Annotated in this window: 22 protein-coding genes; 9 read left to right on the top strand and 13 right to left on the bottom strand. The window is 40.2% G+C overall.

All coding sequences use genetic code 11. From position 1 onward, the window contains the following. Positions 1 to 41 precede the first annotated feature (41 nt). Genes ACDX78_RS17835 through ACDX78_RS17825 form a run of 3 tightly spaced genes read left to right on the top strand, consistent with a single transcriptional unit; the run spans position 42 to position 2646 of the window. Complete coding sequence (locus ACDX78_RS17835) at positions 42 to 1028, top strand: ABC transporter substrate-binding protein (protein WP_486029519.1); 987 nt, start codon at positions 42 to 44, stop codon at positions 1026 to 1028. Positions 1029 to 1040: 12 nt separating this feature from the next. Next, the gene (locus tag ACDX78_RS17830; RefSeq protein WP_486029518.1) at positions 1041 to 1856 is read left to right on the top strand and encodes an ABC transporter ATP-binding protein; all 816 of its coding nucleotides are present in this window, start codon (positions 1041 to 1043) and stop codon (positions 1854 to 1856) included. Next, the gene (locus tag ACDX78_RS17825) at positions 1840 to 2646 is read left to right on the top strand and encodes an ABC transporter permease (protein ID WP_486029517.1); all 807 of its coding nucleotides are present in this window, start codon (positions 1840 to 1842) and stop codon (positions 2644 to 2646) included. Before ACDX78_RS17830 ends, ACDX78_RS17825 begins: the two co-directional genes overlap by 17 nt. 61 nt (positions 2647 to 2707) lie before the next feature. Here the strand turns inward: ACDX78_RS17825 and ytkD are convergent, their stop codons facing one another. Continuing rightward, complete coding sequence (gene ytkD / locus ACDX78_RS17820; RefSeq protein WP_486029516.1) at positions 2708 to 3178, bottom strand: RNA deprotection pyrophosphohydrolase; 471 nt, start codon at positions 3176 to 3178, stop codon at positions 2708 to 2710. Positions 3179 to 3815: 637 nt separating this feature from the next. On the opposite strand from ytkD, the gene ACDX78_RS17815 reads away from it, so the two are divergent. Next, positions 3816 to 4703 carry a cation diffusion facilitator family transporter gene (locus ACDX78_RS17815; protein WP_486029515.1) on the top strand — a complete coding sequence of 296 codons (888 nt, stop codon included), beginning with the start codon at positions 3816 to 3818 and terminating at the stop codon, positions 4701 to 4703. Between the two features lie 72 nt (positions 4704 to 4775). Here the strand turns inward: ACDX78_RS17815 and ACDX78_RS17810 are convergent, their stop codons facing one another. The 4 genes from ACDX78_RS17810 to ACDX78_RS17795 form a co-directional block, all read right to left on the bottom strand. Continuing rightward, entirely contained in the window at positions 4776 to 5096 is a 321-nt protein-coding gene (locus tag ACDX78_RS17810) for a hydrolase (protein ID WP_486029514.1), read from the bottom strand. A 95-nt stretch (positions 5097 to 5191) separates the two neighbouring features. Continuing rightward, complete coding sequence (locus tag ACDX78_RS17805; RefSeq protein WP_486029513.1) at positions 5192 to 5686, bottom strand: GNAT family N-acetyltransferase; 495 nt, start codon at positions 5684 to 5686, stop codon at positions 5192 to 5194. A gap of 16 nt (positions 5687 to 5702) precedes the next feature. Then, positions 5703 to 6077, bottom strand: coding sequence for a VOC family protein (locus tag ACDX78_RS17800; RefSeq protein WP_486029512.1), 375 nt, complete (start codon positions 6075 to 6077; stop codon positions 5703 to 5705). Positions 6078 to 6091: 14 nt separating this feature from the next. Beyond that, a complete protein-coding gene (locus ACDX78_RS17795) occupies positions 6092 to 7234 on the bottom strand; it encodes an ArsR/SmtB family transcription factor (protein ID WP_486029511.1) in 1143 nt (380 codons plus the stop codon). Between the two features lie 277 nt (positions 7235 to 7511). On the opposite strand from ACDX78_RS17795, the gene ACDX78_RS17790 reads away from it, so the two are divergent. Next, positions 7512 to 8417, top strand: coding sequence for a nuclease-related domain-containing protein (locus ACDX78_RS17790; RefSeq protein WP_486029510.1), 906 nt, complete (start codon positions 7512 to 7514; stop codon positions 8415 to 8417). Between the two features lie 89 nt (positions 8418 to 8506). On the opposite strand, the gene ACDX78_RS17785 is transcribed toward ACDX78_RS17790, so the two are convergent. The 3 genes from ACDX78_RS17785 to ACDX78_RS17775 form a co-directional block, all read right to left on the bottom strand. Continuing rightward, complete coding sequence (locus ACDX78_RS17785; protein WP_486029509.1) at positions 8507 to 8794, bottom strand: hypothetical protein; 288 nt, start codon at positions 8792 to 8794, stop codon at positions 8507 to 8509. A gap of 136 nt (positions 8795 to 8930) precedes the next feature. After that, entirely contained in the window at positions 8931 to 10124 is a 1194-nt protein-coding gene (locus ACDX78_RS17780) for an ornithine--oxo-acid transaminase (RefSeq protein WP_486029508.1), read from the bottom strand. Positions 10125 to 10386: 262 nt separating this feature from the next. Then, positions 10387 to 10887, bottom strand: a complete 501-nt coding sequence (locus tag ACDX78_RS17775; RefSeq protein ID WP_486029507.1) for a CarD family transcriptional regulator — start codon at positions 10885 to 10887, stop codon at positions 10387 to 10389. Positions 10888 to 11027: 140 nt separating this feature from the next. On the opposite strand from ACDX78_RS17775, the gene ACDX78_RS17770 reads away from it, so the two are divergent. After that, positions 11028 to 11456 carry a MarR family winged helix-turn-helix transcriptional regulator gene (locus ACDX78_RS17770; RefSeq protein WP_486029506.1) on the top strand — a complete coding sequence of 143 codons (429 nt, stop codon included), beginning with the start codon at positions 11028 to 11030 and terminating at the stop codon, positions 11454 to 11456. Between the two features lie 274 nt (positions 11457 to 11730). Here the strand turns inward: ACDX78_RS17770 and ACDX78_RS17765 are convergent, their stop codons facing one another. From ACDX78_RS17765 to ACDX78_RS17745, 5 genes are all read right to left on the bottom strand, one after another. Continuing rightward, on the bottom strand, positions 11731 to 13182 hold the full coding sequence (locus ACDX78_RS17765; protein WP_486029505.1) for an o-succinylbenzoate--CoA ligase: 1452 nt from the start codon (positions 13180 to 13182) through the stop codon (positions 11731 to 11733). 604 nt (positions 13183 to 13786) lie between these two features. Beyond that, positions 13787 to 14605, bottom strand: a complete 819-nt coding sequence (gene menB / locus ACDX78_RS17760; RefSeq protein WP_486029504.1) for a 1,4-dihydroxy-2-naphthoyl-CoA synthase — start codon at positions 14603 to 14605, stop codon at positions 13787 to 13789. 14 nt (positions 14606 to 14619) lie between these two features. After that, on the bottom strand, positions 14620 to 15420 hold the full coding sequence (gene menH / locus ACDX78_RS17755) for a 2-succinyl-6-hydroxy-2,4-cyclohexadiene-1-carboxylate synthase (RefSeq protein ID WP_486029503.1): 801 nt from the start codon (positions 15418 to 15420) through the stop codon (positions 14620 to 14622). A gap of 4 nt (positions 15421 to 15424) precedes the next feature. Further along, positions 15425 to 17164 carry a 2-succinyl-5-enolpyruvyl-6-hydroxy-3-cyclohexene-1-carboxylic-acid synthase gene (menD, locus tag ACDX78_RS17750; RefSeq protein ID WP_486029502.1) on the bottom strand — a complete coding sequence of 580 codons (1740 nt, stop codon included), beginning with the start codon at positions 17162 to 17164 and terminating at the stop codon, positions 15425 to 15427. Positions 17165 to 17166: 2 nt separating this feature from the next. Then, on the bottom strand, positions 17167 to 18552 hold the full coding sequence (locus tag ACDX78_RS17745) for an isochorismate synthase (RefSeq protein ID WP_486029501.1): 1386 nt from the start codon (positions 18550 to 18552) through the stop codon (positions 17167 to 17169). Positions 18553 to 18750: 198 nt separating this feature from the next. Here ACDX78_RS17745 and ACDX78_RS17740 point away from each other — a divergent pair, with 198 nt between their 5' ends. The 3 genes from ACDX78_RS17740 to ACDX78_RS17730 all read left to right on the top strand — a co-directional run bounded on the left by ACDX78_RS17740 (position 18751) and on the right by ACDX78_RS17730 (position 20976). Then, positions 18751 to 19686: a 1,4-dihydroxy-2-naphthoate polyprenyltransferase gene (locus ACDX78_RS17740; protein ID WP_486029500.1), complete on the top strand. Its 936-nt coding sequence runs from the start codon at positions 18751 to 18753 to the stop codon at positions 19684 to 19686. 46 nt (positions 19687 to 19732) lie between these two features. Continuing rightward, on the top strand, positions 19733 to 20080 hold the full coding sequence (locus ACDX78_RS17735; protein WP_486029499.1) for a TraR/DksA C4-type zinc finger protein: 348 nt from the start codon (positions 19733 to 19735) through the stop codon (positions 20078 to 20080). Positions 20081 to 20268: 188 nt separating this feature from the next. After that, the gene (locus tag ACDX78_RS17730; protein ID WP_486029498.1) at positions 20269 to 20976 is read left to right on the top strand and encodes a Dph6-related ATP pyrophosphatase; all 708 of its coding nucleotides are present in this window, start codon (positions 20269 to 20271) and stop codon (positions 20974 to 20976) included. Positions 20977 to 21075: the final 99 nt, after the last annotated feature.

Raw genomic sequence — 21075 nt, 5'->3', positions numbered from 1 at the left:
AGATGTAATTAACAATACCTCCTACAGAAAGGAACGAAAGTATGAGAAACTATATCGTTATCTTTTTCCTGGGTATCGTCTTATTTCTTTCTGCATGTCAATCAGAGAGTGAAACGACTTCGATTGACCTCGCTGAAGTTACACGATCCGTATTTTATGCACCACAGTATGTCGCCATAGAAGAAGGTTTTTTTGAAGAAGAAGGCCTGGATGTCGAATTGCAGACAACTTGGGGCGGAGATACAACGATGACCACCTTGTTATCAGATGGTGTCGATATTGCGCTCGTAGGTTCGGAAACATCCATCTACGTTTATGCACAGGATTCCAGGGACTATGCTATCAATTTCGCTCAGCTCACACAAACAGATGGCACCTTTCTCGTTGCTAAGGAACCAAAGCCTGACTTTACATGGGATGACCTCAAAGAAAGTCATTTCCTCGGTCAACGTGTTGGCGGCATGCCGCAGATGGTTGGTGAATTTGTGTTGAAGAATCATGGCATTGATCCGCATGAGGATTTAGAACTGCAGCAAAACATTGATTTTGGCAATATTCCTGGTGCTTTTCAAACAGGTGATGCTGAATATGTCCAGCTTTTTGAGCCAACTGCGAGCACCTTTGAAAAAGAAGGAGAAGGCCATATTATTGCTTCCTTTGGTGAAGAATCAGGGAAAGTTCCATACACCGTCTTCATGGCCAAACAAAGCATGATTGATGAAGACCAGGATACGATTGAAAAATTCACCCGCGCCGTATATAAAGCTCAGCAATGGGTGCAGGAAAACAGTGCTGAAACGATCGCAGAATCCATCCATCCTTATTTTGAAGAAACCGAAGTAGAAATGCTTGCCACCTCTGTTGAACGCTATAAAGAACAGGATTCTTTTGCCCAAAGTCCATTAATGGATGAAGAGGCATGGGAAAATTTGAAAGACATTATGGATGAAGCTGGAGAACTGCCGGAGGATGTACCATATGAAGAGCTCGTTAATACTGAAATTGCCGAGGAAGTCATCAACAATTAAGGAGGAGATCCTTTGTCATTTTTATCTTTAACCCATGTAACCCATCACTACTTTTCCAAAAATGGATATACAAAGGCATTGGACGATGTTTCTTTCTCCATCAAGGAAGGGGAATTCATTGCTCTTTTGGGTCCGAGCGGCTGTGGGAAGTCAACCATTTTATCCATTGTGGCGGGTATAATGAATCAGACATCAGGAAAAGTTCTTCTCCATGATCAACCGATTCGTGAATCTGAGATGGCTATTGGATATATGCTGCAGCAAGATTACCTGTTTCCGTGGAAAACGATTATTGAGAATGTCCTGCTTGGACCTAAAGTATCCAAAACATTAGGTGAGGATTCCAGAGAAAAAGCCAGTGAATTGCTTGAGGAGGTTGGATTATCCGGGGTGGCTGATGATTATCCCAGTTCCCTTTCTGGAGGGATGCGCCAGCGAGTCGCCTTAGTGAGAACGCTGATTAATGATCCAAAAATATTGCTGCTGGATGAACCGTTTTCCGCCCTGGATTATCAGACAAAGTTAAAACTGGAAGACCTCGTCGCTCAATTGTTAAAAGCATACAACAAAACAACGATGCTGGTAACCCACGATATTGGGGAGGCAATAGCGATGAGTGATAAAATTTTCATCATGAATGCCAATCCGGGTACGATTGCAAAAACGTTTGATGTACCAATCGAATTACGAAACGAAACCCCGTTTCTTGTAAGGCGTCATCCTAAATTTCAAGTTCTTTTTGATAAAATTTGGAAAGAATTGGAGACTGAGGAAAATGACCAGGTAGATACAAAGGTGGTGACTTCAAAAGATGGCAGCCAAGAATGACCAGCAGCTTTTTCAAGAATACCAGAACGGCTTAAAAAAAGAAAAAAAGATTGTAATCAGTTGGCAAATAGCTATTTTTATAGGCTTTATTGCATTGTGGGAAATAGGAAGCAGACTGTATTGGATTGATCCCCTCATATTCAGTTCTCCTTCCCAGGTCGTTGAAGTCATTATTTCCAGCTTTGCTAGCGGTTCGATGCTTAGCCATGTGCAGATCACACTATTTGAAACGATCGCTGGATTCCTCATCGGTACCATTGCAGGAATCATCATTGCCTCCCTTTTATGGTCATCAAAAAGATTTGCAAAAATCATGGATCCATACCTGGTCATTCTTAATGCGATGCCGAAAGTGGCACTTGGTCCGATTCTGATTGTTGCCCTTGGCACAGGTTATATATCTATTATTACAATGGGAGCAATTATTTGTGTAATCATTACGACATTGGTTGTTTACTCTGCTTTTAATGAAGTGGATTCCAATTATGAAAAAGTACTTACCAGCTTTGGTGCAACGAGATGGCAAACCTTCAAAGAAGCCATTTTCCCGGCAACACTCCCTGCTATGATTTCCACGCTGAAAGTAAACGTTGGCCTATCGTGGGTAGGTGTTATCGTAGGAGAATTTCTCGTAGCAAAAAACGGGTTAGGCTATTTAATTATCTACGGCTTTCAGGTATTTGATTTCTCCCTCGTTCTTTCCAGTCTGGTACTCATCGCTATATTTGCAGCCATCATGTATAAAATGGTAGAGAAATTGGAAGGTTGGCTCATCAAACATTCCACGTAGAGACCAAAGGCATAATCTCCCTACTAGCAAAATAATCGCCTACTGGCGACAGCAGGCGATCTTATATTTTATTTTCTTCAATATAACGTAATGCGTGTTTTAACACATCATCTTTCATTAAAAAGCTGTATATTTCCAGATATTTTACATTTTTTGGCAGCTTTCTTAATAGGTGGGGACCTTCCGTTTCCAAGTAAGAATCTTTCGGTATGAGTTTTTCAATAATTGCATAATACACATTTTTAACGACTGTCTGTCTCTTTCCATCTACAAAGTACTGACCAATATACCGCATTGATCCTACGCGTCCACCGGTTTCTTCCTCCACCTCTCTTATTGCTGCCTGTTCAGCATTTTCCCCTTCTTCCACTTTGCCGCCGGGAAATTCCATTCCTCTTTCTTTGTGTTTTGTCAGGAGCCACTTATTTTTATACTTGCAAATCACCCACACATGCTTTGGATTCTTTGAGAAGGGGTGATCTTCAAAAGAAAACTTCACCTGATTATTATAGTAGTCTGTAAACGTGAACATCGATTCATCTGCCTTTTGCACATTAATTCAAATGTTTAATTTTTGGTTACTTTTCCCCTCATCATCATTTGTAGATTGATGTTCTATTGTATATGTTATCCTGAATTGATTTATCTTTTGTTCGCTACTTGAATCATATCATACTCATTGTCTTTTTAGAAACCAGGACGGTGCCTCAGCCACCGGGAATACTTAATATTATAAATATTTAATTCAAGCGACCGAGAAGTTCTTCTTTCGTATGATAATTTCACCTAATACGCTGCCTCAAAATGAAGCCCATAAATTAACCTGTCAGGTGTAGGATTATGGACACCTCTCTTTTTCTTCCTGCTGTACTACGCCTTTTGCTATGACTTCTTTTTTTCTTTGTGATATGTAAATGTTATAATTTATAGAATGAATACAGGAAGAAGAAAATACAGTGACTTACTGCTTATGTTTGCAGTGTTTCTTATTCATCTGATTCCCCTCCTTTTTTTAATACGATATCTATATATTCATTCCTTATTTCTCAAAAAATAAACATTGTATTGTGAGACAGCTAATAGATAGTGATTTGAACACCCATTATGGACGTTACCGTTCATTTATTGATATGATGTGAAGAAAGCAAATCGCAAATGAGGTTTTTTATATGAATGATCGGTTTCAAAAAGCCAATTTCGCTTCTATATTAGGCATCGTGGCAAATTTGATATTAGCCGTTATTAAAGGAGCTGGCGGCATATTTGGAAACAGCCGTGCTTTAATAGCCGATGCTTTCCATTCTGCATCTGATGTCATCAGCTCAATTGCCGTTTTGGTAGGTATAAGGGCAGCGCAAAAGCCGCCCGATTCCGAGCATCCTTATGGTCACGGTAAAGCGGAGAATATTGCTACATTAATCGTTTCTTTCCTGCTCGTTGTAGTGGGTTTTGAGATTCTTGTAGATGCCATTACCGCCATTTGGTCGGAGACTGACAGCCAAACAAGCATGCTCGCTTTATATATTGTCATGTTCTCCATTTTGATAAAAGAAGCTCTTTTTCAATATAAAAACCGCTTAGGTAAAAAAATCAATAGTCCTGCGATTATTGCAGATGCCTGGCATCATCGCACAGATGCTATTTCTTCTGTAATTGCGCTTGCCGGGATCGGACTTTCCATTTGGGGTGCCAATTATCAGATTCCATTCTTGCAATATTTGGATCCGCTTGCCGGTGCCTTTATCGCAGTAATCATCATTTGGATGGGCTTCAGCCTCGGTAAAGAAGCGGTGAAAATTTCCCTGGAAATAGTGCTTGACGAGGAAGAAAAAAAGAAATTCCTTAATACTACCGATGGAATAGCAGGTGTGAAAAGAATTGATGCCCTTAATGCACGGTCACATGGTTCTTATGTAATTATCGATGTAAAGATTAGTGTCAACCCAGCGATTACCGTAGATGAAGGCCATGATATTGCAGCAGAAGTGAAAGATAGTTTAATGAAAGAATATGTAGAAGTACAGGACGTAAATGTCCATGTCAATCCGTATCACTGATCGTTTATTCATGAAATAAGTGTGGTGTCTTGTGTTACAAAGACACCACATTATCCTAACTGCTTAAAATTTTTATAAAGGATCTTCTCCAAGTACGCCAATATCATCAATATGTTTTTTTACATGATCGTCGCCTAAATTATATAGCATTTGATATGTCTCAGTTAACGCATCGTCATAAAGGTCATTTGGCTTGTCATTGTGGTAGGGCATAATCGGCACATGCCCGCGCCAAGCTGACTTCCAGTTCGCATTATGCATATTTTCCATTTTGGAACGCAACAATAAAATATCTTCGCTTGTTGCATGAATGATAAATTCATCATTATTCCCAAACTTTGTTTGCGAAATCTCACCGGAGCCGATATTTACGTAATATTTCTTCCTTTGCATACCCAACACCTCCTGGTCATAATTTGGCTCAAGAAACCAGAAATCATGTATGGAATTTTTGGGACACAGGTACAGGAGATACGCTGTACCTTATTTTATATCTTTCTCAAATACCGCAAAGATACTTGCGCTTCATTCGTCTCGGTATATGAAATTCGCTTATGTTGAAACACGAAACCTCTTGCCTCATAAAAGGGAATTCCTCGATGGTTATCTTCCTGAACAGACACCCATTGCTTTTTTATACCTAAATACTTATGTTCTTCCGTTAGCTCTTCCAGAAGCAACCTGCCAATACCTTTATACCGGTAAGTTTCATCAACATAAAAAACAAATACTTCACCGGCACCGACTTCTGTTATTCCGCCTCCGATTACTCCGACAACATCCTGTTTCTGGAGAGCGACATATGAATACATCCCAGCGCGAATATCATCATAAACCCGGTCATGATTGTACCAAAAATCCGCATTTTTCTTTTGGTATTCCTCACTTAGCTCCCTTGTGACCGTTTGCCTCCAGCCGACTGAACAAATCCTGGCGATCCCCTTTGTATGTTTTGTGTCTGCTTTCAAAATAGATATATTCAATATCCACACACCTCTTTTATGCAAAACGCTGCGCCAGCCAGATTTTATATCCATCCGGATCTGCTATTACAGCTTCCCTTACGCCCCAATCCTGATTGATGGGATTCTGCACAATTTCCCCGCCGGCAGATTTAATGGATGATACAGCCACATCCACATTATCCACCAATAGTTCCATGACCATTCCTTTATCGGATGGTTCAGGATCTTCTGCTGTATGCAGTAAAATGGAGACCTCTACTCCACCTGAACCAACTCGGAAAAAAGCCATATTTTTATCTACAAAATCCTTGTTCAAGTTCAACACGTGTTCATAAAATTGCGTAGATTTATCCAGTTCCTTCACTTGTACAATTATTGTGTTTACCCTCATTACGTTAAATTCAGCCATCGTAGCCCTCCTCGTTAAGATTTTAAAATCGTATCCAGGAACTTACTCACTCTCCTGAACTCTTTTTTATTAATGGAAAAATATTTGGTGGTTCCCTCTTGCCGGATGTTTACTATTCCTGATTGATGCAGCTGATTCAGATGCCGGGAAACCGTGCTTTGTTTCATCCCAAGCTTCTGTACAATTTGCTGAGCAAACATTTCTTTGTTTTCATCAATTAATTCAATCATTTGCAAACGGGTTTTATCCCCGAGCCCCTCAAACAGTGAATAAAACTCCGACAGCTTTTCCTTCCCCACCCAGGATTCTTTTTTACTATTTCTGATACCTGGCTCAAACATCACATAAAGCTGTTCATTTGAGTGGTATAAAACGATAAGTCGCCCCAGATTGGTTACAGGAATAAATAGTAGTTCTTTAGCCCTGTTCACTTTATCCAATTCATTCGTATCCGGATATAAACCAGTAACTTCAAAAATGGCCTCCACATTTGTTGGATAAGATTTAAACACCAGTTCTTTATTTTCGGATTGCCAATCAGAAAGACGTTCACTCTCTCTGGTCCAGAGATCTTTAAAACCAGACTGCCAAAAACCTTCCAATAAACGAACCATTCTGTTTTTGATCAAACCTGTATCTTCATAAAGAGGAAGTGTTTCTTTAATATCGTCCACAGACCAGCTTTGTAAAACCGCTCGTAATGCCTGTCTTCGGTTAAGCGAATCTCTTAATTTTTCTTCATCTAAACTGACTCGCTCCATGGTCCTTTCGACCGTGGGCATCGGCGATAAGTATTTAAAATAATAATCCATCGTCTCTCTTATCCCGTAAATAATGAGTTCCAGTACTTCTTCTTTGGACAAACCCTTCCACCAGCCGATAAATTGTTCCCAGTTTTGATTTACATTCGGCTGCTTGCAAATATAAAAGTCACGAAGAATTACACCATGGGCAAACACTGTTCTTAATAGCTTTAAATCAGCTATTACTGTCGGATGCAGCTCATTGGAAAAACGCTTAATCCATTCAGAAGGATAGGTTGAACTATTTATAAAATAATCTGCCAGCTGAATATTGGTCATTAAGTTTATACCCAGGGAATGTTCAGTATTTAATTTCGTTTCAGGAAATGCAGCAGTAAAAAGATTTCTTTCCATCTATTTGCGCTCCTTGTATTATTATATCGAATATTTGTATATGGGATATTTTACATTATTTTGGTCTTAAAATCAACCTGTATTAGAATTTCTTTTACACAGCGTCTATTTCACACTATGCAACTGTCCGACGGAAAGAATTGGTTTCGATATGGCATTTACATTAATTGATTTTATTTGACATTAATTTATTTAAGTCAAAAAATTGTAAGTTAATTCCCTTTATTTAATTATTAGAATATAATAAACTTATATATACATAGAAAGGATGTGGACGATGATTTACAAACCTCGAACCAAGCCTAATGAATTAATAACCCTCGGATTATTAAACAAGCGAATGGATTTAAACAGCGAGGACAAGAAATATTATTTTAGCCTGAAAAAAGGTTATGAGGGAGAGATGCTATTTGATACATTTACGGAAAAACTTCAATGTGACTGTTTGGTATTAAACGATCTCTTATTCGAAGTTAGTAACACTACCTTCCAAATTGATACTCTAATTATTTTGCAGGAAATGATTTACTTTTATGAAGTAAAATATCATGAGGGCGATTACTACTATGAAAAGGACAAATTGTTTAAAAAACCTAGAAAAGAAGTGATTAACCCGCTGCACCAATTGAGCAGAAGTGATTCTTTGCTGCGACAGTTACTCCTAAGCCTCGGTACCAATCCTCAAATTAATGCTTCTGTTGTTTTCAACAATCCCAAATTCACCTTATACCAAGCACCGATGGACAAGCCAATTATTCTTCCAACCCAAGTCAACAGTTATACGGAAAGCTTAAACTCTATACCTTCAAAATTAACAGTAAAAAATAAGAAACTTGCCGAACAATTGGTGGCTTTGCATAAAACCAAATCCAAATATAGCAAGTTGCCGTACTACGATTATGACCAATTGCGAAAGGGCATTGCTTGTGCAGAGTGTCAATCATTATCTGTTACAGTAGTCAAAAGCAAATGTATTTGTAGTGAATGCGGCTATGAAGAGTCAGTAACAAACGCTGTATTAAGAAACATTAAGGAATTTCAGATTCTATTCCCAGATAAGAGACTTACGACAAATATAATTCATGATTGGTGCATGGTAGTTAAGTCGAAACAGAGAATAAGAAAAATACTAAGTAATAATTTCAAAATAGTAGGCGTTCATCAATGGGCTTACTATATTTAACTTTGTCTTTAACTACCAGGAAATTTAATAAAAGTCTATTATTATTCTATTCCAACTTTTTTGATCTTCATTGCCTTGATGAAGATCTTTTATATACTCATTCCAGCTTTTTTGATCTTCATTGCCTTGATGAAGATCTTTTTTCTACTCATTCCAGCTTTTTTGATCTTCAACGCCTTGATGAAGATCTTTTTTCTACTCATTCCAGCTTTTTTGATCTTCATTGCCTTGATGAAGATCTTTTTTCTACTCATTCCAACTTTTTTGATCTTCATTACCTTGATGAAGATCTTTTTTCTGCTCATTTCAACTTTTTTGATCTTCATTGCCTTGATGAAGATCTTTTTTCTGCTCATTTCAACTTTTTTGATCTTCATCACCTTGATGAAGATCTATTCTAGTGTCCTTTCACTTAATCGAAGTACTTCCTCAGCATCAGTTCTTCAAAACAAATAGAAAAGAGGACGGAACCCTGCTTAACTAAGTCCATCCCCTCTCATATTTAACATCATTCTATTTCGACAATACTTTACTCACCTTTTCGATCGCCCAGTCAATTTCTTCCTTCTTAATCACTAACGGCGGTGCAAAGCGGATCGTATTCTCATGTGTCTCTTTACACAATACGCCTTCTTCTTTTAATGCTTCACAATATTTCCGAACCGGATGATTCATTTCCACACCAATGAACATTCCCCGGGCACGAACTTCTTTCAACTCCGGGTTATCGATTTTTCTTAATTCATTAACGAAGTACTCACCCATGTCAAGTGATTTTTGCACCAGATCTTCGTCCTCAATCACATCCAGTGCTGCTAATGAAACAGCACATGCTAGTGGGTTTCCGCCGAAAGTAGAGCCGTGTGAACCTGGCGTGAAGACATCCATAATTTCTTTATCTGCAGCAATGGCAGATACCGGAAAAACGCCGCCGCCCAAAGCTTTACCCATCACATAAATATCCGGAATAACATCTTCCCACTCACAGGCGAACATTTTCCCTGTTCGGGCTAGACCTGTTTGTACTTCGTCTGCAATAAATAATACATTGTTATCATTGCAAATTTCACGGATTTGTTTTAAGTAACCTTCAGGTGGAATAACGATCCCAGCCTCTCCCTGAATTGGTTCTACAATAACCGCCGCTGTGTTTGGCGTAATTGCTTCCCGTATTGCTTCAATTTTTCCATACTCTACTTTACTAATATTTGGTACAAATGGTCCGTAATCCTCTGTTGCTTCTGGATCGTTGGACAAGGATATCGCATTTAATGTTCTCCCGTGAAAGTTTCCCTTTGCAGCGATGATCTCTGCTTTATTAGCTTCCACACCTTTTACTTGATATGCCCAGCGGCGTGCTGCTTTGATTGCCGTTTCTACAGCTTCCACGCCAGTATTCATTGGCAGTACTTTATCTTTCCCTGTTAATTCTGAAACTCTTTTTGTTAATGGTCCCAATAATTTATTATGGAAAGCACGAGAAGTCAGCGTTACCTTGCCTGCCTGATCCTGAAGTGCAGCAATAATTTTCGGGTGACGATGCCCTTGATTCACCGCGGAGTAGGCACTTAGCATGTCCATATATTTATTGCCTTCAGGATCCTTTACCCAAACCCCTTCAGCTTCTTTAATGACAATTGGAAGCGGATGATAGTTATGTGCCCCGTATTGTTCTGTTTGTTCAATGATTTCTTTGGATGTTGCCATAAAAATTCCTCCTCTAATTATTTTTAGGAAATAGCCCCTGTCTGTATTATCCGCCAAAATTAGGATCTCATTGCAGTAAACTATTTATTTCCTCACTATACTATATATAATAGCAAAAATCATACGTGAAAAGGAATTATAAACAAACATAGCTGGATAACAAATGATGTCATCCAGCTATATATAACGAGAATCCGATAATTGGAGATTTATCTATTTAAAAAACCCCAGTTCTAAACTGAGTTATTTCTGATTAAAAAATTTATCCTGTTTGTTTAATCATGCTATCGACTTCTTCAGATATTTCCTCCATCGAAGTATCCATAGATACAGCCATTTCCTGGAATAAAATATGCTGAATAGATTCTAAAAGCTTCCGGTCCTGTTCAGACATTTTTTGCTTATTCTTCCTAAGCTCGCTTTTTTTCCTCATTAAGGTGTTGGCGATTCTTGATATGTCTTTACGCTCCCCTGTTTTAACAAGATTGCTGTATTTTTTATTTCGCTCTCTAGCATCCTCTATCCATGGAATACCGATGTTCTGGAAGGATTGCAATATCATTTTAGCTTCCCTCTTTTCCATCACTGGTTGCATATTCTTTTCCCCAATATCTTTTGGAATACTGATGGTTAGCTTTGGATCTTCCATTGGATGCATCACATAGTAAGTCCTTGTTACGTTGCCAATATTTTTATCACATATATCGACAATCTCGCATAAGCCGTGTGTCGTGTAGATAATCAAATCTCCAATATTAAACATTTTTTGGCCTCCAAACTCCATATTGTCAACTTAGTTTACAATACTAGTATACGCTATTTTCGATCAATTGTCAATTAGGTTGACAAAACAGGAGTGTCTTTTATATAGTAATACTGGATAAATACACAGGGGTGAAACAGATGAGTTTTGATTTGAAGCATTTAAATTTAATTGACTTGTTAAACGAACGTCATATAAAGCTGAAAAAGATTACAGAGAATCTATGGAACGAAAATAGTGATATAAAACTGTCCAATTCCGAATGGTTTATTATGGTTAGAATATATAATAAGGAGCCCACCATTGCCTATATATCAAGAAATGTGGACATCTCCAGGCAGGCAACGCATAAATTTATAAAACAACTCGCATCCAAGGGGCTGGTTGAAATCAGCGATGCCCAGGATAATAAAAAAGAAAAAAGTATTCGTTTGACGGAGCTGGGAGAAACTTGTTATGAAAAAAATGAAGCATTGAAAGCTGATTTGGAAAGAAAGATCGCCGATAACATTGGAGATGATCAATTACAGCTACTGGCAGACATATTGAAATCCGATTGGGGATTATAATAATTGCTAAAAGTAAATGGAAACCAATTCAAACAAAGATCACCAAGTATAAGAAGGGGTGCGACCTTAGTAAGTAACACGAGTAATAATAGCAATCTCACATACCTAAGTGCACTTCTCTGATATGCAACTATGCGATATTTTGTTATCTCACATACCTGAGACATCGTCTTCGATATGCAGCTAAGAATACGGTTATAAAGAATAATTAATTTCTATGCTACAAAAGCCGAAATCATTATATATGATCCCGGGTTTTGATTTAATAAACACATCATTTCAATAATTCCATCAGACGATTTCTTACCAGTTTGTTAGATGCATTACGTGGCAGTTCACTTACAAAATAAACATGAGTTGGTACTTTAAAGGCTGCCATTCGGGTTTTGGCATAAGTTTTTACTTCCGATTCTGTCAGCTGCACTTTATCTTTCACAACAAATGCAACAGGCACCTTACCCCATGTAGCATCTTCCTTACCAGTGACACCGGCTTCTTTAATGCCATCCATGCCCGCCAGCACGCTCTCCACTTCCGAAGGGTAAACATTCTCTCCCCCGGAGATAATTAAATCCTTCCGCCGGTCCACGACATATAAAAATCCCTCATCATCGGTGTACCCAAGATCCCCTGTGGCCAGCCAGCCATCCTGCAGAACTTCTTCTGTCGCTTTTTTATTTTTATAATAACCTGTTGTGACCATGGGACCTTTAACGAAAATTTCTCCGATTTCTTCCTCTCCGGCGCTATCAATTTCAAGCTGGGCAGGGAACAGCGGCTTTCCTGCTGAACCAATTTTATTTAGTGCATACCTTGAGCTTAATGTGATGATTTGCGAGGCTGTTTCCGTCATGCCAAACGACTGGAAAACAGGTATGCCTTTCTCTTTCGCTTTTTCCAGCAGCATTTTTGGTGCCGGTCCCCCGCCAAGCAGCATACAGCGAAATGCTTCCGGGTAGCGGCTATCACCGAGCTCCTCTACAAGCTTTTGCAGCATCACCGTTACAACAGAAACAATCGTTACTCCCTGTTTCATGATCGCTTTTTGGACGACCTGCTCATCAAATTTATCCATAAGATATACCGGCATGCTATAAATGACACTTCTGATTAAAATAGACAGGCCGCTCACGTGAAAAATCGGGAGTGCGGCCAGCCATTTATCTTTTTCCGTAAAACCAAGATTCAGCAGTGATCCGATCGCACTCCACCAGTGGTTTCCATATGTGTGAATAACACCTTTGGGAAAACCGGTCGTTCCCGAAGTGTACATAATGGTAAACGGGTCTGACAGTGTTATTTCAGATTTTAGGGGTACATATTTTTCTTCCCATTGCTCCACCTCTGGAAATGTCTTCATCTGCGGTACTTCTAGTGCCTGTCCTTTGTCCTTTAACCCATCACTCGTCAGCAATATGGAAACATCGGCATCTTTAAGCTGAAAATCTAATTCATCCTTCGTTAATCTGTTGTTCAGCAGTACAGTGACTGCCCCAATATAGCTTAGCGAATGAATTGCAACAGCCATTGACAGCTCATTCGTTGAAAGGATACCAACATGACTGCCTTGTTTCACCCCATGTGCTGCTAATTTCCTCGCAAACTGCTGACTTCTTTCCTTCAATTCGCGAAAAGTTGCTTGGGATCCGTCCGGAAATTCCAACGCAATTTGGTTTGGCGCCGTATCTGCCTGTTTTGTTAACCAATGAGGGATCACATCGTGCATTTTTCCAATCTCCTTCTATGAAAACTTTAGAAAACTTGACATTCGCTAAAGGGATTCTTGAAAGCGTACTTTGCTTACTTAAAAGGCCTTATGCTGTGAAGTGCAAGCTTTTCAGCGAATGCCGCAGTTACAATTATGTAGAAAAGAAAGTTTGAAAATTTTCTTTTTGCCAAGGAAAAAGGATGGGACAGAGCCTGAGGAAACATTGTAAAGACGAACAATCTACTATGGTAGCTCAGGAAATATACGTAGACTCCTACGGGAGGTCGGCTAACTTCGGTCACGTCCTATGACCAACGCCGACACTCGCACATCCTGTGCTTGCGTCGGCACCGGTGAGACCCCGGAGTGCTTTGATAAGGAAGGCCGACTAAAACCGCCCTTTGCGGGCAAAGTCGGCATACCCCTTGTCGGGGCAAAGAAGCTCACCGGCCACCCGCAGCAAAGAAGACACTGTGAAAAACGACCAACGAGAGTTTGAATAGATGTCGCACTTGTGCCCGTGATGAAAGCGTGTATATTTCCTGAGCGATTTTTAAGTGCAAGTCTAGTGGTGTTCGGATTTTTGTTTACTACAATTGTTCTGTACCAGCCTCTTTATAATTTAAGGAAAGCGCGGGAACTTTTTGAAGTCGGGCTTTCTTTTTTCTTTAAATGCGTCTCTTCCTTCTTTTGCTTCATCTGTGGTGTAATACAGAAGCGTTGCATCCCCGCCCATTTGCTGCAGGCCTGCAAGACCATCTGTATCAGCGTTAAAGGAAGCTTTCAGGAAGCGAAGTGCTGTTGGTGATTTTTCCAGCATTTCCTCACACCACTGTAAAGTTTCTTCTTCCAGTTTTTCCAATGGTACGACTGTGTTAACGAGTCCCATTTCATAGGCTTCCTCTGCATTATATTGGCGGCACAAGTACCAGATTTCACGGGCGCGCTTATGGCCAACCATGCGTGCTAAGAGACCTGCACCGTAACCGGCATCAAAGCTTCCTACTTTTGGCCCTGTTTGTCCGAAAATCGCATTATCAGCTGCAATTGTTAAATCACAAACGACATGCAGCACATGGCCGCCACCGATTGCATAGCCGGAAACCATGGCAACGACAGGCTTTGGAATGGTACGGATTAAACGCTGCAGATCAAGTACGTTCAAACGCGGTACCTGGTCCGTGCCAACATATCCGCCATGTCCTCTTACAGACTGGTCCCCCCCGGAACAAAATGCTTCATTCCCGGCACCTGCCAAAATAATTACACCAACGGAAGAATCGTCTCTTGCATCAGCAAAAGCATCAATCATTTCATTCACCGTTAAAGGTGTGAACGCATTCCGTTTCTCCGGACGGTTCATCGTTACTTTAGCAATGCCATTATATTTCTCATAAATGATTTCTTCATAATCTCTTACTTTTTCCCATTGAACTGTCATACTGATTCCTCCTTCTATGTATTAAAAATAAAACTCTTTACTATTTTACCAAAAATATCGGGTTGTTCCACATGAATTGCATGTCCAGCATTTGCAATTATTTTTAAACCACTATTTGGGAGATGTTCATATATTCTCTTACTAACATCCGTAAACTTCGGGTCCAACGCCCCTGCAAGCAAGAAAACCGGTATTGTTATGTCAGAAAGCTTTTTCCACCAGGATGGCTGGCTTCCCGTCCCCATCGCTCGAAGAGACTGCGAGAGCCCTGTTTTGCTCTGCGTGAGTCTCTCCTCTCTGATGGCAATTTTTTTTTCAGCAGGCAGCCTTTGCTGGGTTTCAAATAATGGGATGTTCTCCCAAAAATTAACGAACCGCTCCAAGCCATCCTTCTCTATACGGTCAGCAAGGTTTTCATCTTTGACCCGCCGCTCTTTTCGTGCTTCTTCCGTATCCAGACCCGGGGAAGCACTTTCCAGAATAAGCGATTTTATCTTCCCAGGGTAGTACATCGCATAAGATATAGCTGTTCTCCCGCCCATGGAATAGCCAAGCAGGTGAAAAGTATCAAGACCAAGGCGAGAAAATAGCTGATGCAAATCGTAACAGGCTTCTTCCATGGTCATGACATGAGGTGCATCGGTTTTTCCATGACCAGGCAAGTCTACCATGACCAATTTAAAATCTTTTTGCCAGTCAGCTATAAACGATCTCCAAGTTTCACAGCTGCCTGTAAATCCATGCAAAAGTACGAGTGGCTCTCCAGTGCCGTGAATTTCACACCAATAATTAGCATCCCCAATGGAATGATACATTGTCTCACCTCTTATCTGACAGAATGTCCTGTTGAATCGACTGCCATTTTTCCTTGTGCCACGCTATATTTTCCGTTCGATCTGTTTTTACTTCCACCACGGACAAACCGTTAAATTGATAGCTTTCTTTCAGAACTGCTTTTAATTCTTCTTCTGTTTTTGCTTCCGCGTACTCACCGCCATACATCGAAACAGCTTCTTTGAAATCAATATCAAGCGGGGTGCCGAACAAGGTTTCAAAATGCTTCGGGTCTTTCGCTTGAGGTAAAAAGGAAAAGATGCCGCCGCCATTATTATTTACAACTAAAATGGTGATGTTTAAGTTATAATGCTTGGCGGCCATCAGTCCGTTCATATCATGAAAAAAAGATAAATCCCCAAGAACCAGCGTAACAGGGCTGCCGGCTGCTGCAGCACCCAGGCCGCTGGAAACCATTCCATCAATTCCGTTCGCACCCCGATTGGCCAAAACAGATAAGTTTTTCTCGTTTGTCAGAAAAAATGTATCCAGATCTCTTACGGCCATACTGTTTCCAACATAGATGGAACTGTTATCCGGAATGATTGCCAGCAGTCCTCTTACAGCTTCACCTTCCGTGATTTCCTCCGCATCTTTCTTCAACAGCTCATTTTTTGCGATTTGATTCATGCGCCGCCATTTTTTCAGCCAATAATTATCACGATGTACTGACTGTTTTACTGCTGCGAGATCCTTACATAGCAAAGCAGCATCCGCAAAAATAAATTCTGTGCTATTTCCCGCAGGTTCCCGGTATCCTGTGTCATTTTCTACGATGAATTGTTGTACTGATTTGTGCTGTTTTACAAAAAACAAGTAAGGTTTAGATACGGGCATTGCTCCAAAACGAATGATCACATCGGGCTTCAGCTCTTCACGAATTTCTTCATTTCGCAGGATTGCATCATAACTTTCAATTATATTTTCTTTTACGTGGCTTCCAGAACGCAACTGTGACAAAGGATCTGCCAGTACTGGCCATCCCCATTTATCGGCAAGAGCGGTTATACTTTCTGCAAAATCCTCATTCACCTGAGGACCGCATACAAAAATTCCTTTTTTCCTTCCATCCAGCTGTTGCAGCAGCCCTTCTAATTGTTGATAATTGAGCTGCTTTTTCCCTTCAACTGCCGGACTGTACGGTTTGTTATAAGGCGCTTTCCATATATTTTCCAAAGAAAAATCAAGAGATAACGGCTCACGAAAAGGAAAATTCAAATGTATCGGACCAGGGTTACCTTCCGTTGCCATATAAACAGCACGGGCTGCTTTACTCCGAACATAGCTCAGCATTTCAGACGTTGCTTCCGGAATGGCCATTTCCTGGAACCATTTTACATATTCTCCGTAAAGCTTTATCTGCTCAATTGCTTGCGGTGCCCCCACATCACGCAATTCATGCGGCCGATCAGCAGTCAGGACAACAAGCGGAACCCTGCTGTAATGGGCTTCTATGATCGCCGGAAAATAATTGGCAGCTGCTGTTCCTGATGAGCAAATGATCGCTACCGGCCGCTTTGTTTTTTTAGCCATGCCCAGTGCAAAAAATGCTGCAGAGCGCTCATCAATAATGACCCATTCATTTAAATAGTCATTTTCGGCAACAGGTAGAGCAAGCGGTGTTGACCGGGAACCTGGAGAAATGACGACATCTGTTACTCCATTTTTCGTTAATTCGTCTATAAAATTTGCTGTATAGCGTGTTAAAACCTCTGTATGATTCATTGTTATCCTCCAAATACAGTTAACATCGGCAAAAATTTAATATTTGTTTCTTCATATTCTTTTTCAATATCCGAGTCCTTTACAATGCCACAGCCTGCAAAGAGTGATGCTTCATCTCCTTGTATTAGTCCGGAACGAATGGCAACAGCGAACTCCCCGTTCCGGTTGCTGTCCAGCCAACCAACAGGAGCACCATACCAGCCCCGATCCAAAAGCTCATTGTCTCTGATGAATTTCAAGGCAATTTCAGTAGGTGTTCCACCTAAAGCCGGCGTTGGGTGTAGCTTACCGATTATATCAAAAATACTGTGGCCTTCTTTTAAGGTGGCTGTTACTGGTGTATATAAATGCTGCAGATTTTTCAGTGGATAAACGACAGGTTCTTCTGGAATATCCACGTTTTTACAATAATGTTTCATTCCATCCTTAATCATTCGCACAACAAAATCATGCTCATCACGGTTTTTGGAATCATGCAGCAAAGACCTGGCAATTTTTCTGTCTTCCTCTTTGGTTTTTCCTCTTGGTGCAGTACCAGCAAGACAAATGGAAAGCACTTTATCCTGTTCCAGCTTCACCAGCCGCTCCGGTGTAGCACCAACAAAACAGTCCGATTCTTTTTCAAATACAAATACATAGCTGTTTGCCTGTTTGGCCATCAGTTCTTGTAAAACCAGGCTAATATTTGCCTCTTTATTCAACTTCAGCCGCAATTCTCTTGCAAGCACAATTTTATCGGTCTGTGTTGCATTAATTTCTTCGGTCGCTTTGACGACGGTTTTTTTCCATGTTTCGGGTTCAATTTCTTTCTTGTCTATAATGGATAATGATTCTGCTGGTAGGGTTTCCTGTGTGAAAAGCTTTTCCTCCGCAATTTTGAGTTCATTTGCAAGCTGTACAGGATGGTCACCCTTATTCACCAGACTGTTTATCGTAAAATAATGATTGTTGTTATGAACAGTCAGCATAAATGCGGGGATGGTAAATTCACTAGGTCTAAAATGCTTCCATAAATCGGTCTGTTCTTTCTTTGGATCAAATGACATGCCGCCTAATGCGACAATACCTGTTCCTGGTACATTATCTTCATTATGGATGATTGCTTTATTTTGTATTTTTTCCCATTCTTTTTCCGTCACGCGAAAACGGTCTTCGTCAGCGGTTATTTCAAATGCGTTTCCTACGCCGGTAATAGTGAATTCATTAGCAGTGCTTGTCCAGTAAATTCGGTCTTTATTCATATATTTGGCAGCTTCAAAAAAATGAAGCGGTTCCGTATTTTTTATTTTTTTTGTAATACTAACGAGTTGAAAATCTTCATCGGTACTGGCACGCTGTATCGCATGTTCCAGTATGGCCTCCAGCTCTTTTTCTTTCATTTCAATCATGTAAATACCTCCAAATGGCAAACTCCCATTTCTTATTCTATTCTCTTTTGGTTTGATTCTCAAGGAAATCCTATTTTTGCCCCTCAAGAAAATGCAAATATAACCTAACTTTATATAAAATGCGTTCCGGCATAAATTGACACGCTATGCGGATTTGCCTAAAATAAGTATGATGTAGAGAAATTAGGGGGAACTGTAATGCAATCATCCAATAAAGTTAATATAAAAGATGCTTTAAATGAAAAAGAAGGGTTTCAAGTGTGGTGGCGCCTACTGCGGCCGCATACATTAACCGCTTCATTCGTACCTGTTTTTGTAGGTACTATGCTTGCCTTTGTCGAAGGTTCCATTCACATATGGTTATTTCTTGCTATGATGGTGGCTTCCATTCTTATCCAGGCAGCAACCAATATGTTTAATGAATATTATGATTTTGTACGTGGGCTGGATACGGAAAGCTCAGTTGGTATCGGCGGCACCATCGTACGTGACGGAATTCAGCCAAAAACAGTATTAAATCTGGCGCTTGGGTTCTTTGGCATCTCCATATTGCTTGGCGTCTATATTAGTATGGAATCCAGCTGGTGGATTGCTGTTATTGGTTTAGTATGTATGTTATTCGGTTATTTGTATACTGGAGGGCCTTTTCCAATTGCCTATACACCATTCGGCGAGCTTTCTTCAGGCTTTTTCATGGGCCCTGTCATCGTTGGAATCAGTTATTTCATCCAGACATCTGCTGTCACATGGGAAGTCATTCTCGTCTCCATTCCGGTTGCCATTTTCATTGGCGCCATTATGTTATCAAATAATATCCGTGATTTAGATGGAGATAAGGAGAGCGGACGTAAAACAATTGCGATATTACTTGGCAGAAAAAATGCGGTTGTGTTTCTTGCAGTCATGTTCAGTGTAGCCTTTATCATGACGGCAATTTACATTGTTGCCGGAATTTTGCCGATATGGTCAATGATTTCCTTTATCGCTATTTTTAAGTCAGTACATGTGATTAAAAATTTCAAAGGGAAAACAGAACCGATTGAGATGATGCCTGCCATGGCAGCCACGGGTAAAACGAATTCGATTTATGGTTTGTTGTTAGGATTATCCTTATTGATCAGCGGACTGTTCTAACTTCCATTCCGGATATTCAGAGATACAGCACAGAAAGGAGAATACGATGAGTGAACATCTGAGTAAAGACGATCTTGCGCATTTTAAACAGCGATTACAGATGATGAAGGACCGAGATCAGGAACGGATAGATGAGGCAGAGGGACCCAATGATTCGGTCGGAGAACTTGCTGATTATGACAACCATCCTGGTGATATGGGAACGGAGCAATTTGAACAGCAGCGGGATGCTGGGTTAGAAATGATGAGACAGGATCAGATACAGGATATTGAAGATGCATTGCAGCGGATTGAAGATGGTACTTATGGCTACAGCCAAAAATCAGGAAAGCCTATTCCCTATGAACGGCTGGAAGTGCAGCCAACAGCCAGAAATTTAGTTGAAGAAGAGTAGATAATTTGTATATAAGCATGTGATCCAACTTGAGAATCACATGCTTTTTTTCTGGTATTTAGTGCGTTCAAAGTAATATACGATAGAAAATAATGTGCTTTTTGAAATGTACTATTCTATAAAAGAAATTTATTTTGGTTATAAACAGGTCCTGGGAATGAGTTATTAATAAAAAGGGGGAGATATTAATGTCAGCATTAATGAATTGGAAAAGTATTGTCTCAGAGCATAAATTTGTAGCTGCTTTTAGCGGAGGAAAAGATAGTGTCTTAGCTTTATATAAGGCAATGAAGGTTGGAGAAGCAATTGGGTTGATCGCCATGCTGGAGGAAGAAGGAAAGCGTTCCAGATCACACGGAATGCCGCCAGAACTCTTGCGTGCCCAGGCTGATTCTATTGGTTTACCCTTGATTACTGCTGCTGCAAGCTGGGAAGATTATGAAACGGCATTTATCCGCCTATTGGAAAAGTCTAAAAATAAAGGGGCAGAAGTATTAGTGACGGGAGACTTAGCTGTGCCTTCCCACGGCAGCTGGCATGAAAAAGTTACGAAGAATGCGGAGTTAAAGCTAGGGATGCCATTATGGGGCATGACTCATCGAGCGGCTGTTGAAGCGTTCGTAAACCTGAAATTTGAATCAATTATTGTAACGGTTAATTTATCACTTGGCATGCGAGAGGACGACTTAGGCCGAACATTAAACCATGAATACTTAAAAGAGCTTGAAACCCGGGGTATAGACCCATGCGGAGAAGGTGGAGAGTTCCATACGACAGTAATAAATGGCCCCTTGTTTAAATATCCAATTTCGGTTCGTAAAGGGGAGATTATTAAGGACGGGGACTATGCTTTTTTGCCATTGGAGCTCGAATCGGTAAATCATAAGCGTAAGTAAACAGCATAAAGGGTAATCCATATGTTCCTATTTTATGTATTACCCTTTTACTTATTTATCTGGTTTACAAATTCATTCCATTTTAAAAAAGTGTCTGAA

The organism is Virgibacillus oceani, assembly GCF_041521345.1.
Classification (GTDB): Bacteria; Bacillota; Bacilli; order Bacillales; family Amphibacillaceae; genus Virgibacillus_N; species Virgibacillus_N oceani_A.
Note: the sequence above shows the minus strand (reverse complement) of the source record. Positions and strands in the feature narration are given on the sequence as shown.

Coding starts and splice junctions, on each gene's coding strand:
- ACDX78_RS17835 (WP_486029519.1), top strand. CDS start 42: ATGAGAAACTATATCGTTATCTTTTTCCTGGGTATCGTCTTATTTCTT.
- ACDX78_RS17825 (WP_486029517.1), top strand. CDS start 1,840: ATGGCAGCCAAGAATGACCAGCAGCTTTTTCAAGAATACCAGAACGGC.
- ytkD (WP_486029516.1), bottom strand. CDS start 3,178: ATGTTCACGTTTACAGACTACTATAATAATCAGGTGAAGTTTTCTTTT.
- ACDX78_RS17815 (WP_486029515.1), top strand. CDS start 3,816: ATGAATGATCGGTTTCAAAAAGCCAATTTCGCTTCTATATTAGGCATC.
- ACDX78_RS17810 (WP_486029514.1), bottom strand. CDS start 5,096: ATGCAAAGGAAGAAATATTACGTAAATATCGGCTCCGGTGAGATTTCG.
- ACDX78_RS17800 (WP_486029512.1), bottom strand. CDS start 6,077: ATGGCTGAATTTAACGTAATGAGGGTAAACACAATAATTGTACAAGTG.
- ACDX78_RS17795 (WP_486029511.1), bottom strand. CDS start 7,234: ATGGAAAGAAATCTTTTTACTGCTGCATTTCCTGAAACGAAATTAAAT.
- ACDX78_RS17790 (WP_486029510.1), top strand. CDS start 7,512: ATGATTTACAAACCTCGAACCAAGCCTAATGAATTAATAACCCTCGGA.
- ACDX78_RS17785 (WP_486029509.1), bottom strand. CDS start 8,794: ATGAAGATCAAAAAAGTTGAAATGAGCAGAAAAAAGATCTTCATCAAG.
- ACDX78_RS17780 (WP_486029508.1), bottom strand. CDS start 10,124: ATGGCAACATCCAAAGAAATCATTGAACAAACAGAACAATACGGGGCA.
- ACDX78_RS17775 (WP_486029507.1), bottom strand. CDS start 10,887: ATGTTTAATATTGGAGATTTGATTATCTACACGACACACGGCTTATGC.
- ACDX78_RS17770 (WP_486029506.1), top strand. CDS start 11,028: ATGAGTTTTGATTTGAAGCATTTAAATTTAATTGACTTGTTAAACGAA.
- ACDX78_RS17765 (WP_486029505.1), bottom strand. CDS start 13,182: ATGCACGATGTGATCCCTCATTGGTTAACAAAACAGGCAGATACGGCG.
- menB (WP_486029504.1), bottom strand. CDS start 14,605: ATGACAGTTCAATGGGAAAAAGTAAGAGATTATGAAGAAATCATTTAT.
- menH (WP_486029503.1), bottom strand. CDS start 15,420: ATGTATCATTCCATTGGGGATGCTAATTATTGGTGTGAAATTCACGGC.
- menD (WP_486029502.1), bottom strand. CDS start 17,164: ATGAATCATACAGAGGTTTTAACACGCTATACAGCAAATTTTATAGAC.
- ACDX78_RS17745 (WP_486029501.1), bottom strand. CDS start 18,552: ATGATTGAAATGAAAGAAAAAGAGCTGGAGGCCATACTGGAACATGCG.
- ACDX78_RS17740 (WP_486029500.1), top strand. CDS start 18,751: ATGCAATCATCCAATAAAGTTAATATAAAAGATGCTTTAAATGAAAAA.
- ACDX78_RS17735 (WP_486029499.1), top strand. CDS start 19,733: ATGAGTGAACATCTGAGTAAAGACGATCTTGCGCATTTTAAACAGCGA.
- ACDX78_RS17730 (WP_486029498.1), top strand. CDS start 20,269: ATGTCAGCATTAATGAATTGGAAAAGTATTGTCTCAGAGCATAAATTT.